This window comes from Enterobacter cloacae complex sp. P6RS, assembly GCF_014982245.1.
In the GTDB taxonomy this organism is placed as follows: domain Bacteria; phylum Pseudomonadota; class Gammaproteobacteria; order Enterobacterales; family Enterobacteriaceae; genus Enterobacter; species Enterobacter bugandensis.
The window spans coordinates 40,765-53,918 of record NZ_JADCLB010000013.1; the positions used below are offsets into that span (position 1 = coordinate 40,765).

The 13,154-nt window shown below is 60.2% G+C and carries 13 protein-coding genes; 11 read left to right on the forward strand and 2 right to left on the reverse strand.

The features are described from left to right. Together INF73_RS07775 and INF73_RS07780 are read left to right on the forward strand one after the other, a co-directional pair. Nucleotides 1-474 (forward strand): hypothetical protein, encoded by a 474-nt coding sequence (locus tag INF73_RS07775; RefSeq protein ID WP_028015408.1) that lies wholly within the window; start codon nucleotides 1-3, stop codon nucleotides 472-474. A 29-nt stretch (nucleotides 475-503) separates the two neighbouring features. Continuing rightward, nucleotides 504-1,010, forward strand: a complete 507-nt coding sequence (locus tag INF73_RS07780) for a GNAT family N-acetyltransferase (RefSeq protein ID WP_193541891.1) — start codon at nucleotides 504-506, stop codon at nucleotides 1,008-1,010. Between the two features lie 90 nt (nucleotides 1,011-1,100). Here INF73_RS07780 and tsr read toward each other — a convergent pair whose 3' ends face one another. Together tsr and hpaR are read right to left on the reverse strand one after the other, a co-directional pair. Next, the gene (gene tsr, locus INF73_RS07785) at nucleotides 1,101-2,765 is read right to left on the reverse strand and encodes a methyl-accepting chemotaxis protein (protein WP_193541889.1); all 1,665 of its coding nucleotides are present in this window, start codon (nucleotides 2,763-2,765) and stop codon (nucleotides 1,101-1,103) included. Between the two features lie 83 nt (nucleotides 2,766-2,848). After that, a complete protein-coding gene (gene hpaR / locus INF73_RS07790) occupies nucleotides 2,849-3,289 on the reverse strand; it encodes a homoprotocatechuate degradation operon regulator HpaR (protein ID WP_023334396.1) in 441 nt (146 codons plus the stop codon). Nucleotides 3,290-3,560: 271 nt separating this feature from the next. On the opposite strand from hpaR, the gene hpaG reads away from it, so the two are divergent. From hpaG to hpaB, 9 genes are all read left to right on the forward strand, one after another. Then, entirely contained in the window at nucleotides 3,561-4,838 is a 1,278-nt protein-coding gene (gene hpaG, locus INF73_RS07795) for a 4-hydroxyphenylacetate degradation bifunctional isomerase/decarboxylase (RefSeq protein WP_193542007.1), read from the forward strand. Then, nucleotides 4,835-6,301, forward strand: a complete 1,467-nt coding sequence (gene hpaE / locus INF73_RS07800) for a 5-carboxymethyl-2-hydroxymuconate semialdehyde dehydrogenase (RefSeq protein WP_047367279.1) — start codon at nucleotides 4,835-4,837, stop codon at nucleotides 6,299-6,301. The genes hpaG and hpaE overlap by 4 nt, the downstream gene beginning before the upstream one ends. A gap of 2 nt (nucleotides 6,302-6,303) precedes the next feature. Then, nucleotides 6,304-7,155 carry a 3,4-dihydroxyphenylacetate 2,3-dioxygenase gene (gene hpaD, locus INF73_RS07805; protein WP_041911312.1) on the forward strand — a complete coding sequence of 284 codons (852 nt, stop codon included), beginning with the start codon at nucleotides 6,304-6,306 and terminating at the stop codon, nucleotides 7,153-7,155. 9 nt (nucleotides 7,156-7,164) lie between these two features. Continuing rightward, nucleotides 7,165-7,545: a 5-carboxymethyl-2-hydroxymuconate Delta-isomerase gene (locus INF73_RS07810; RefSeq protein WP_193359903.1), complete on the forward strand. Its 381-nt coding sequence runs from the start codon at nucleotides 7,165-7,167 to the stop codon at nucleotides 7,543-7,545. An 8-nt stretch (nucleotides 7,546-7,553) separates the two neighbouring features. Next, nucleotides 7,554-8,357, forward strand: coding sequence for a 2-oxo-hept-4-ene-1,7-dioate hydratase (hpaH, locus tag INF73_RS07815; protein ID WP_045259529.1), 804 nt, complete (start codon nucleotides 7,554-7,556; stop codon nucleotides 8,355-8,357). A gap of 10 nt (nucleotides 8,358-8,367) precedes the next feature. Further along, nucleotides 8,368-9,162 (forward strand): 4-hydroxy-2-oxoheptanedioate aldolase, encoded by a 795-nt coding sequence (hpaI, locus tag INF73_RS07820; protein WP_193542005.1) that lies wholly within the window; start codon nucleotides 8,368-8,370, stop codon nucleotides 9,160-9,162. Nucleotides 9,163-9,183: 21 nt separating this feature from the next. Beyond that, nucleotides 9,184-10,527: a 4-hydroxyphenylacetate permease gene (hpaX, locus tag INF73_RS07825; RefSeq protein ID WP_193542003.1), complete on the forward strand. Its 1,344-nt coding sequence runs from the start codon at nucleotides 9,184-9,186 to the stop codon at nucleotides 10,525-10,527. Continuing rightward, nucleotides 10,499-11,389, forward strand: a complete 891-nt coding sequence (hpaA, locus tag INF73_RS07830) for a 4-hydroxyphenylacetate catabolism regulatory protein HpaA (protein ID WP_047363639.1) — start codon at nucleotides 10,499-10,501, stop codon at nucleotides 11,387-11,389. The genes hpaX and hpaA overlap by 29 nt, the downstream gene beginning before the upstream one ends. A 195-nt stretch (nucleotides 11,390-11,584) precedes the next feature. Further along, on the forward strand, nucleotides 11,585-13,147 hold the full coding sequence (gene hpaB, locus INF73_RS07835) for a 4-hydroxyphenylacetate 3-monooxygenase, oxygenase component (RefSeq protein ID WP_045259532.1): 1,563 nt from the start codon (nucleotides 11,585-11,587) through the stop codon (nucleotides 13,145-13,147). Nucleotides 13,148-13,154 lie beyond the last annotated feature (7 nt).

Consider the following 13,154-nt stretch of genomic DNA (forward strand, 5'->3'; position numbering starts at 1 on the left):
ATGAGACAGAAAAAAGTTTGGCTAATCCTGATCCTCAACCTGCTGCTGCTGGGCACAGCGCTGGCGTGGTATTTTCACACGCCTCCGCTGTCGGTAGCCTGCGACGGAAACCTGACGTTTACCGACGAGCGCGACAGCCACAATTTCACCTTTGACGGTGAGGTCATTATGCGCTTTCACCCCGACAAAACGGGGTACATCACGGTTAACGGCAACGTGGTGAATGCCCCGCGCAGCTGGGAGGTTTCCCGCCAGGAGATGTTTAAATGGCGTCACGTGGAGGACGAACTGTATGAGATCGTCATTCAAAAAGTGGAGCGTTTTAGCCATGACGCGATGCCGCCCGGGGTCTTTGAAAAATACGTTGCCGGCCTGACGCTGGGCAATAAAAGGCTTCTGACGATAGAGCGCACGCCGGAAGACGCGCTGGTGATCAGCAATTTTTATTCGCCGGTGCTGATCTGCTCGGAATAATGTCGACGGGTCAGGCTATACTTGCCGCCATGACTATTCGCATTCGCCCCACCACCCTCAGCGACGTTGCCGCCCTGTCCGCCATTGAACGCGCGGCGGCCGGGCGATTCCGCGACATCCCGGAACTCGCCTGGCTTGCCGACGGCGAGGTCATTCCCGCTGAGCAACACCTCGACTATGCCGAACGCGGGCTCAGCTGGCTGGCGCTGGCAAACGACCAGCCCGTCGGGTTTGTCCTTGCCGAAGCCCACCCGTCATCACTGTTTATTGTCGAACTCTCGGTTGATCTGGACTGGCAGGGAAAAGGGATTGGCAGACAGCTCATCGCCTGCGTGGCAGATTGCGCCCGTAAAAGGGGGCTGACCGCGCTGACGCTGACGACGTTCCGGGACGTACCGTGGAATGCGCCCTTCTATACGCGGCTGGGGTTTGAAAAAATGACGACGCTGACGCCTGAACTGCGTCGGAAAAGGGAAGAAGAGACAGCGCACGGTTTCGCGTATGAAACGCGCTGCGCCATGCGCCTGCCTCTGTAATATCGCCCGGAGGCGCTTCGCTTACCGGGCCTACAACAAGCTTCCGTTGGCCGGGTAAGGCGTAGCCGCCACCCGGCACAACGCGCTGGATCAGAACGTTTCCCAGTTATCGCCCGCGTCCGCCGTCGCGACTTTACGCGACATCACCGGCGCGGCAATGCTTTTCGCGGCAGCGAACTCGCGCGCCTTCATCTGCTCCTGCTGAATGCGGAACACCGCCACGGCCTGCGTCAGACGGCTTGCCTGCTCTTCCAGCGCCGCCGCCGCTGCGGCTGACTCTTCCACCAGCGAGGCGTTCTGCTGGGTCACGCGATCCATCTCCGCCACTGCCAGACCGACCTGGTCGATACCGCGGCTCTGCTCGTCGGACGCAGAGGCAATCTCGCCCATGATATCGGTCACGCGGGTCACCGCGTTCACGATCTCACCCATGGTTTCACCGGCGCTTTCCACCAGCGTTGACCCCACTTCCACGCGGCCCACGGAGTCTTCAATCAGGCTCTTGATCTCGCGTGCCGCCTGGGCGCTGCGCTGGGCCAGGTTACGCACTTCTCCTGCCACCACCGCAAAACCACGGCCCTGCTCGCCCGCACGCGCCGCTTCTACCGCCGCGTTCAGTGCCAGGATGTTGGTCTGGAAGGCAATGCCGTCGATCACGCTGATGATATCGGCAATTTTCTGCGAACTGCCCGCGATGTCACGCATGGTTTGCACCACGTTGTCCACCACCTTGCCGCCCTTCTGCGCGGTTTCAGACGCACTCAGCGCCAGGTGGCTCGCCTGACGGGCGTTCTCGGCGTTCTGCTTAACGGTCGCCGTCAGCTGCTCCATGCTGGCAGCGGTCTCTTCCAGGGAAGCGGCCTGCTGTTCAGTACGGGAAGAGAGGTCGTTATTGCCCATCGCGATTTCGCTCGCGCCGCTATAGATAGCGTTCGCGCCGTTACGCACGTCGCCCACGGTACGCACCAGTTCGCCCTGCATATGACGCAGCGAGTCGGCCAGTTCGCCCATCTCGTTAGAGCCTTCCACGTCGATGCGCTTCACCAGGTCGCCGCTGGCGATGTGGCGGATATTGTCAATGAGACGCGTCAGCGGAGAGATCAGCGCCTGCTTGATACCCAGCCAGACGGCCACGATCACCACCAGCACGGCAACCAGCACGCTGATCAGCACCCAGATAGCCTGAGTGTAAGATCTGTTGCTGTCTTCAACCGCCATCTGGTACAGCTTGTCGTTCTGCTGCAGGTAGCTCACGTACTGCTTCTCGAATCCATCCTGGTAGCTCTGGGTCGGCTGGTCGAAGAAGGCGTTGATTTTGCCCGCCCCCAGCAGCTGAATTAGCTCAGCCAGCGCACCGTGGTAGATATCGTAGTTACGTTTAATTTCCAGCGCAGCGGCGTCGCTCTGACGCGGGTCGCGCGGCAGGGCTTCATAGTCAGCCCAGTTTTTTTCCGCCTGTTTCAGCGAGGCAGACGCAATCTGCATCAGATCGTTAACGGTCGCGCCGCTGCCGATATTGTTCTGATCCATCATGTAGCGGATGCCCGCGCGGTTCAGGGTATTACGGGTTTGCAGCAGCGCAACCCAGCTCCCGTTAAGGGTGGATTGTTGCTGACGAATGGTTTGCAGGACGGTGAAATTCTCTTTGTCATTCTTCAGAGCATTAAAGAAAAGACCACCGGATGTGAGTTGTAAAAGGCCAAATATCGCTAAAACCAGCATTAAGCTGGTGACAATCTTGATACGGTTTAACATGTTTTCTCTTTCCTCAGACAGATACAGAATTTTCGGCCTGGAAAGGGAAAACTTTACGAAAATCATCCTGGAATTTGTGGTTTTTACTCTTCTTCCCGCGCTGCGTTATGCCGGTTCCCGAGTTCAATAAACTCTTCCAGCAGCGCCGTCAGCTGCTTCATCTTCTCCGGCGTGTATTCCGCCTCAATCTGCTGATACGCCTCTTCCACCTGCGCCTGGGCGTGCTCGTACAGCGCATTTCCCTCTTTGGTCAGCGACACGTACAGCTTGCGCTGGTCGTTCACCGGCTTTAAGCGCAGCACCAGGCCGTCGCGCTCCATGCGCGTCAGAATGCCGGTCAGGCTCGGGCGCAGAATACAGGTGCGAAACGCCAGATCGTGAAAATCCATCGACGGATGTTCAGCCAGCACGCGCACGATGCGCCACTGCTGCTCGGTGAGGTTATGCCGCTTCACAATCGGACGGAAGTACGACATCGCCGCTTCCCGCGCCTGCAAAAGCGCGATGGTTAATGAATCATGCATAGCCTCTCCCCTTCACATCATTAACAAGTAAACAATTCATAAAAGATGTTTTTATAAACAACACGTTTCCTGCCAGAAAGTCTAACAGAAACCATTCGTTTTTATTAATCAACTGATTTACATAGGATTAAAATCCAGAATGTAAATTTATTGTTATTCATATCACAAATTTTTCACTTCTGATTGCGAAATAAACAGCAAAAGCATAAAAACAGATCATTAACATATTAATGAAATTATAACCCGGACCGTCGGGGTGAGGAGTAAGTGAATGAAAGGTACCGTATTTGCCGTCGCGCTGAACCACCAGAGTCAGCAAGAAGCCTGGGCTGAGGCGTTTGAAAAAGCCCCTTACAACACGCCGCCAAAAACGCCGGTGTGGTTTATCAAACCGCACAACACGGTGATTCGCGCGGGCGAGCCCATTCCTTTCCCGCAGGGGGAAACGGTGTTAAGCGGCGCGACGGTGGCGCTGGTTGTGGGTAAAACCGCCAGCAGGGTGCGCGTAGAGGACGCCGCGGCCTACATCGCCGGGTACGCGCTGGCCAACGAGGTGAGCCTGCCGGAAGAGAGCTTCTACCGTCCGGCTATTAAGGCCAAATGCCGGGACGGCTTTTGCCCGCTTGGCGAGCTGGCCGCCGTTGATAACGTCGGCAACCTGACCATCATCACCGAGATCAACGGCCGCGAAGCGGACCACTGGAACACCGCCGATCTGCAGCGCAGCGCCGCCGAACTGCTGAGCGCCCTGAGCGAATTCGCCACCCTCAATCCCGGTGATGCGATCCTGCTCGGCACGCCGCAAAGCCGCGTGAAGATCCGCCCGGGCGATCGCGTGCGGATTCTGGCGGAAGGTTTCCCGCCGCTGGAAAACCCGGTGGTGAACGAGCGCGACGTTGCCCTTTCCCACCGCACGCCTGAACACGCCACGCTGTTCGCCCTCGGTCTTAACTACGCCGATCATGCCAGCGAGCTGGACTTCAAGCCGCCCACCGAGCCGCTGGTGTTTATCAAAGCGCCGAACACCTTCAATGGCGACAACCAGACCTCGGTGCGCCCGAACAATATCGAATACATGCACTACGAGGCGGAGTTGGTGGTGGTCATCGGTAAAACCGCGCGTAAGGTGAGCGAAGCCGAGGCGATGGATTATGTCGCGGGCTACACGGTCTGCAACGACTACGCCATCCGCGACTACCTGGAAAATTACTACCGCCCGAACCTGCGGGTCAAAAGCCGCGACGGATTAACCCCCATCAGCCCGAACATCGTGCCGAAAGAAGCCATTCCTGATCCGCATAACTTAACCCTGCGCACCTTCGTCAACGGCGAACTGCGTCAGGAAGGCACCACCGCCGATCTCATTTTCAGCATTCCTTACCTGATTGCGTATCTGAGCGATTTTATGACCCTACAGCCGGGCGACATGATCGCCACCGGCACGCCGAAGGGGCTGTCCGATGTGGTGCCGGGCGATGAAGTGGTGGTGGAAGTGGAAGGCGTGGGCCGCCTGGTGAACCGGATTGTCAGCGAGGAGACTGCAAAATGAAAAAGATTAACCACTGGATCAACGGTAAAAACGTCGCCGGAAGCGAGTACTTCCATACCACTAACCCGGCCTCCGGCGAGGTATTAGCGGAAGTCGCCTCCGGCGGTGAAGCGGAAATTCATCAGGCCGTTGCCGCCGCTAAAGAGGCGTTCCCGAAATGGGCCAACCTGCCGATGAAGGAGCGCGCGCGCCTGATGCGTCGCCTGGGGGATCTGATCGACCAGAACGTGCCCGAGATCGCCGCCATGGAAACCGCCGACACCGGCCTGCCGATTCACCAGACCAAAAATGTGCTCATCCCGCGCGCCTCGCACAACTTCGAGTTCTTCGCCGAGGTATGCCAGCAGATGAACGGCAAAACCTACCCGGTCGACGACAAAATGCTCAACTACACGCTGGTGCAGCCGGTGGGCGTCTGCGCGCTGGTGTCGCCGTGGAATGTGCCGTTTATGACCGCCACCTGGAAGGTCGCGCCGTGCCTGGCGCTGGGCAACACCGCGGTGCTGAAGATGTCTGAACTCTCGCCGCTGACCGCCGACCGTCTGGGCGAGCTGGCGCTGGAGGCGGGCATTCCGGCGGGCGTGCTGAACGTGGTGCAGGGCTACGGGGCGACGGCAGGCGACGCGCTGGTGCGCCACCACGACGTGCGCGCCGTCTCCTTCACCGGCGGCACCGCCACCGGGCGCAACATCATGAAAAACGCCGGGCTGAAGAAATATTCCATGGAGCTGGGCGGCAAATCCCCGGTGCTGATTTTTGAAGATGCGGACATCGAGCGCGCGCTGGACGCCGCGCTGTTCACCATCTTCTCCATCAACGGCGAGCGCTGCACCGCGGGCTCGCGCATCTTCATCCAGCAGAGCATTTACCCGGAGTTCGTCAAGCGCTTCGCCGAACGCGCCAATCGCCTGCGCGTGGGCGATCCGACCGATCCGAACACCCAGATTGGCGCGCTCATCAGCCAGCAGCACTGGGAGAAAGTCTCCGGCTATATCCGCCTCGGCATTGAGGAAGGCGCCACCCTGCTGGCGGGCGGCCCGGACAAACCGACCGATCTGCCTGCACACCTGAAAGGCGGCAACTTCCTGCGCCCGACGGTGCTGGCGGACGTCGACAACCGCATGCGCGTGGCGCAGGAGGAGATCTTCGGGCCGGTGGCCTGCCTGCTGCCGTTTAAGGACGAGGCGGAAGGCCTGCGCCTGGCGAACGACGTGGAGTACGGCCTGGCGTCATACATCTGGACCCAGGACGTCAGCAAGGTGCTCCGTCTGGCGCGCAGCATTGAAGCGGGCATGGTGTTCGTGAACACCCAGAACGTGCGCGACCTGCGCCAGCCGTTTGGCGGCGTGAAGGCCTCCGGCACCGGCCGCGAGGGCGGCGAGTACAGCTTTGAAGTGTTCGCGGAGATGAAGAACGTCTGCATCTCCATGGGCGACCATCCGATTCCAAAATGGGGGATCTGACAATGGGCAAGCTAGCGTTAGCGGCAAAAATCACCCACGTGCCGTCGATGTATCTTTCCGAGCTGCCGGGGAAAAACCACGGCTGCCGCCAGTCGGCCATCGACGGGCATAAAGAGATCAGCAAGCGCTGCCGCGAGCTGGGCGTGGACACCATCATCGTGTTCGACACCCACTGGCTGGTAAACAGCGCATACCACATCAACTGTGCGGATCATTTTTCAGGCGTCTATACCAGTAACGAGCTGCCGCACTTTATCCGCGACATGACCTACGACTACGACGGCAACCCGGAGCTCGGGCAGCTGATCGCCGACGAAGCGGTGAAGCTCGGCGTGCGCGCCAAGGCGCACAACATCCCGAGCCTCAAGCTGGAGTACGGCACGCTGGTGCCGATGCGCTACATGAACGCGGATAAGCACTTCAAAGTGATCTCCATCTCCGCGTTCTGCACGGTTCACGATTTCGCCGACAGCCGCAGGCTGGGCGAGGCCATCGTCAGCGCCATCGAAAAGTACGACGGCACCGTGGCGGTGCTCGCCAGCGGCTCGCTCTCGCACCGCTTTATCGACGACCAGCGTGCGGAAGAAGGGATGAACAGCTACACCCGCGAGTTCGACCGTCAGATGGACGAGCGGGTGGTCAAGCTGTGGCGCGAAGGCCAGTTTAAAGAGTTTTGCAGCATGCTGCCGGAGTACGCCGACTACTGCTACGGCGAGGGGAACATGCACGACACGGTGATGCTGCTGGGGATGCTGGGCTGGGATAAATACGACGGCAAGGTGGAGTTCCTCACCGAGCTGTTCGCCAGCTCCGGCACCGGCCAGGTCAACGCCGTTTTCCCGCTTCCCGCATAAGGAGTTGTTATGCCGCACTTTATTGCTGAATGTACCGACAACATCCGCGCGCAGGCCGACCTGCCGGGGCTGTTCGCCAAAGTGAACGAGGCGCTGGCCGCCACGGGCATCTTCCCGCTCGGCGGCATCCGCAGCCGCGCCTACTGGCTTGACACCTGGCAGATGGCGGACGGTAAGCATGATTACGCCTTTGTGCATATGACGCTGAAGATCGGCGCCGGGCGCAGCCTGGAGAGCCGGAAAGCCGTGGGGGAGATGCTGTTTGCGCTGATCAAAACCCACTTCGCGGCGCTGATGGCAAGCCGATATCTGGCGCTGTCGTTGGAGATAGACGAACTGCATCCGACGCTCAATTACAAACAAAACAACGTGCACGCGCTCTTTCGCTGAGGTCTTTTATGCTGGACAAACACACCCATACCCTGATCGCCCACCGCCTGCATCAGGCGGAACAGTCCCGGGAGCAGATCCGCGCGATCTCGCTGGAGTACCCGGAGATCACCATCGAAGACGCCTACGCCGTACAGCGCGAATGGGTGAGCCTGAAAATTGCCGAAGGCCGCGTGCTGAAAGGCCATAAGATTGGCCTCACCTCGAAAGCGATGCAGGCCAGCTCGCAAATCAGCGAGCCGGACTACGGCGCGCTGCTGGACGACATGTTCTTCCACGACGGTAGCGACATCCCCGTCGACCGCTTTATCGTCCCGCGTATCGAAGTGGAGCTGGCCTTCGTGCTGGCAAAACCGCTGCGCGGCCCGAACTGCACGATCTTCGACGTCTACAACGCCACGGATTACGTCATTCCCGCCCTGGAGCTGATCGACGCCCGCTGCCACAACGTTGACCCGGAGACCCAGCGCCCGCGCAAGGTGTTCGACACCATCTCCGATAACGCCGCCAACGCCGGGGTGATCCTCGGCGGTCGTCCGATTAAGCCCGACGCGCTGGATCTGCGCTGGATCTCCGCCCTGCTCTACCGCAACGGCGTGATCGAAGAGACCGGCGTCGCCGCGGGCGTGCTTAACCACCCGGCGAACGGCGTGGCGTGGCTGGCGAACAAGCTCGCGCCGTACGACGTGCAGCTTGAGCCCGGACAGATCATCCTCGGCGGCTCGTTTACCCGTCCGGTTGCCGCCAGCAGAGGCGACACCTTCCATGTTGACTACGGCAACATGGGTTCCATCAGCTGTCGCTTTGTATAAGGAGGCGACCATGCAAAACGCATTCAAAGCGGCGCTGAAGGCGGGCCGCCCGCAAATCGGTTTATGGCTGGGGCTGACCAGCAGCTACAGCGCCGAGCTGCTGGCCGGGGCCGGTTTTGACTGGCTGCTGATCGACGGCGAGCACGCGCCGAACAGCGTGCAGACCGTGTTAACTCAGTTACAGGCTATCGCCCCCTATCCCAGCCAGCCGGTAGTGCGCCCGTCGTGGAACGATCCGGTGCAGATCAAGCAGTTGCTGGACATAGGCGCGCAAACCCTGCTGGTGCCGATGGTGCAAAACGCTGACGAGGCGCGGCTGGCGGTAAGCGCCACCCGCTACCCGCCTGCGGGCATCCGCGGCGTCGGCAGCGCCCTGGCGCGCGCGTCGCGCTGGAACCGCATCCCGGATTACCTGCATCAGGCTAACGACGCCATGTGCGTGCTGGTGCAGATCGAAACCCGCGAGGCGCTGAAAAACCTGCCGCAGATCCTGGACGTGGAAGGCGTCGACGGCGTGTTTATCGGACCGGCGGATCTGAGCGCCGACATGGGCTTTGCCGGCAATCCGCAGCACCCGGAGGTGCAGGCCGCCATCGAGCAGGCGATCGCGCAGATCCTCAGCGCAGGCAAAGCGCCCGGCATCCTGATGGCGAATGAACAGCTGGCGAAACGCTATCTCAGCCTCGGCGCATTGTTTGTGGCGGTCGGTGTGGATACCACCCTGCTCGCCCGCAGCGCCGAAGCGCTAGCGGCCCGCTTTACCGACGTCACCACAGCAGTTGATAACAATAAATCCGTCTACTAAACGTACGATGTGGAGCGCAACATGACGACCTCAACCCTGCATAATAAAGATGTAGAACATCGCGCAATAAATAAGCTGTTCCGTCGTTTGATCGTGTTTCTCTTTATCTTGTTTGTTTTCTCGTTTCTCGATCGCATCAACATCGGCTTTGCCGGGCTGACGATGGGCAAAGATCTGGGCCTCACGTCGACCATGTTTGGCCTGGCCACGACGCTGTTTTACGTCACCTACGTGCTGTGCGGGATCCCCAGCAATATCATGCTGGCGAAGGTCGGCGCGCGCCGCTGGATCGCCGGGATCATGGTGGTGTGGGGCATCGCCTCCACCTGCACCATGTTCGCTACCAGCCCCGAAACGCTTTACGTCCTGCGCATGCTGGTAGGCATTGCGGAAGCCGGTTTCCTGCCAGGGATTTTGGTCTATCTCACCTGGTGGTTCCCGGCCTATCACCGCGCCCGCGCCAACGCGCTGTTTATGATCGCCATGCCGGTGACCATGATGCTTGGCTCGATCCTCTCCGGGTATATTCTGGCGATGGACGGGCTGTGGAACCTGAAGGGCTGGCAGTGGCTGTTTCTGCTGGAGGGGTTGCCGTCGGTGGTGCTCGGCGTGGTGACCTGGTTTTACCTCAACGACACGCCGGATCAGGCCACCAGGCTGGATGAGGACGAAAAGCAGGCGCTGAAAACGATGATCGCGCGCGAGCAGGAGGTCGCCATCGCCCAATCCGTCACGCCGCGCTCGACGCTGCGCGAGGTGCTTACGCCCGCCGTGCTGCTCTACACGCTGGCCTACTTCTGTCTGACCAATACGCTGAGCGCGATCAACATCTGGACGCCGCAGATCCTGCAAAGCTTCAACACCGGCAGCAGCAATATCGTGATTGGCCTGCTGGCGGCGATCCCGCAGTTTTGTACCATCCTCGGGATGATCTGGTGGAGTCGCCGCTCCGACAGGCTGAAAGAGCGAAAAAAGCACACCATCCTGCCGTACCTGTTTGCCGCGGCGGGATGGATGCTGGCCTCCGTGACCGATCACAGCCTGATCCAGCTGCTTGGCATCATCATGGCCTCAACCGGATCGTTTACCGCCATGGCGATATTCTGGACCACGCCGGACCAGGTTATTAGCCTGCAGTCACGCGCGGTGGCGCTGGCGGTGATCAACGCCATCGGTAACGTCGGATCCGCAGTCAGCCCGCTGCTGATTGGGATCCTGCGCGACGCGACCGGCAGCTTCAGCTCCGGGCTGTGGTTTGTGGCGGGTCTGCTGGTGGTCGGCGCGCTGGTGCTGACGCGCATCCCGATGACGCAGCGGGTTCAACAGAGGAACGATCATGTGCCAGAGCCCTATCGCCAACATTGATATCAGCAAGGAGTACGACGAAAGTCTGGGCACCGACGACGTGCACTATCAGTCGTTCGCCCGCATGGCGGCCTTTTTTGGCCGCGACATGCAGGCGCATCGTCACGACCAGTACTTTCAGATGCACTTTCTCGATACCGGACAGATTGAACTCCAGCTCGACGACCACCGCTATTCGGTGCAGGCGCCGCTATTTGTGCTGACGCCGCCGTCGGTGCCGCACGCGTTTATCACCGAATCCGACAGCGACGGGCACGTGCTGACGGTGCGCGAGGATCTCATCTGGCCGCTATTAGAAGTGCTCTACCCCGGCACGCGGGAAGCGTTTGGCCTGCCGGGGATCTGCCTGTCGCTTGCCGACAAACCTGACGAACTGGCGGCGCTGAAGCACTACTGGCAGCTCATCGCCCGGGAATCCACGGCGCAGCTGCCGGGCCGTGAGCATACGCTGGTCCTGCTGGCGCAGGCGGTATTTACCCTGCTGCTGCGCAACGCGAAGCTCGACGACCACGCGGCCAGCGGGATGCGCGGCGAGCTGAAGCTGTTCCAGCGCTTTACCCAGCTGATCGACACCCACTATCACCAGCACTGGACGGTACCGGAATACGCCAGCGAGTTGCACCTGACCGAATCCCGCCTGACGGACATCTGCCGCCGCTTCGCCAACCGCTCGCCGAAACGGCTGATCTTCGACCGGCAGCTGCGCGAGGCCAGGCGCCTGCTGCTGTTTTCCGACAGCGCGGTCAGCGAGATTGCCTGGCAGCTGGGATTTAAAGATCCAGCCTATTTCGCCCGGTTTTTCAATCGCCTGACGGGCTGCTCGCCCAGCGCGTATCGGGCGCAGAAAGTACCGGTTTCCTGAACGCATCACGGTTCGTAGGGCGGGTAAGCGCAGCGCCACCCGCCAAAAACCCGCACAGATCACAAATCCCAATCCCGCCCGAAAAGTACCCGCCGTTGTCCCAATCGTCCCTTCACGTTCCGCCCCTCTCACGCTTCAATTAAACAACAAAAACAAAACATAAATTTAACAACCATCTTCCGATACGAGGTCCCTATGAAGCCTGAAGAATTCCGCGCTGATGCCAAACGTCCGTTAACCGGCGAAGAGTATTTAAAAAGTCTGCAGGACGGTCGTGAGATTTATATCTACGGCGAGCGCGTTAAGGACGTCACCACCCACCCGGCGTTTCGCAATGCGGCGGCGTCTATCGCCCAGATGTACGATGCGCTGCACAAGCCGGACATGCAGGACACGCTGTGCTGGGGCACCGACACCGGCAGCGGCGGCTACACCCACAAATTTTTCCGCGTGGCGAAAAGCGCCGACGACCTGCGCCAGCAGCGCGACGCCATCGCCGAGTGGTCGCGCCTGAGCTACGGCTGGATGGGCCGCACGCCGGACTACAAAGCGGCGTTCGGCTGCGCCCTCGGCGCTAACCCTGCCTTCTACGGTCAGTTCGAGCAGAACGCCCGCAGCTGGTACACCCGCATTCAGGAAACCGGCCTGTACTTCAACCACGCCATCGTCAACCCGCCGATCGACCGCCACAAGCCGGCGGACGAGGTGAAGGACGTCTACATCAAGCTGGAGAAAGAGACCGATGCCGGGATTATCGTCAGCGGTGCGAAAGTCGTCGCAACCAACTCGGCGTTGACCCACTACAACATGATCGGTTTTGGCTCCGCGCAGGTGATGGGCGAAAACCCGGACTTCGCGCTGATGTTCGTCGCGCCGATGGATGCCGAAGGCGTGAAGCTGATCTCCCGCGCCTCGTATGAGATGGTGGCAGGCGCAACCGGCTCCCCGTACGACTACCCGCTCTCCAGCCGCTTCGACGAGAACGACGCGATCCTGGTGATGGATAACGTGCTGATCCCGTGGGAAAACGTGCTGATCTACCGCGATTTCGACCGCTGCCGTCGCTGGACGATGGAGGGCGGCTTCGCCCGCATGTACCCGCTGCAGGCCTGCGTGCGTCTGGCGGTGAAGCTCGACTTCATCACCGCCCTGCTGAAGAAATCCCTGGAGTGCACCGGTACCCTTGAGTTCCGCGGCGTGCAGGCGGATCTCGGTGAAGTAGTGGCCTGGCGCAATATGTTCTGGGCGCTGAGCGACTCCATGTGCTCCGAAGCCACGCCGTGGGTGAACGGCGCGTACCTGCCGGACCACGCGGCGCTGCAAACCTACCGCGTGATGGCCCCGATGGCCTACGCGAAGATCAAGAACATCATCGAACGTAACGTGACCTCCGGGCTGATTTATCTGCCGTCCAGCGCGCGGGACCTGAACAACCCGCAGATCGACCAGTATCTGGCGAAGTACGTGCGCGGCTCCAACGGAATGGATCACGTCGAACGCATCAAGATTTTGAAACTGATGTGGGACGCCATCGGCAGCGAGTTTGGGGGTCGTCACGAGTTGTACGAAATCAACTACTCCGGCAGCCAGGATGAGATCCGCCTGCAATGCCTGCGTCAGGCGCAAAGCTCCGGGAATATGGACAAGATGATGGCAATGGTCGACCGCTGCATGTCCGAGTACGACCAGCACGGCTGGACCGTGCCGCACCTGCACAACAACAGCGATATCAACATGCTCGACAAGCTGCTGAAATAGCGCAGCG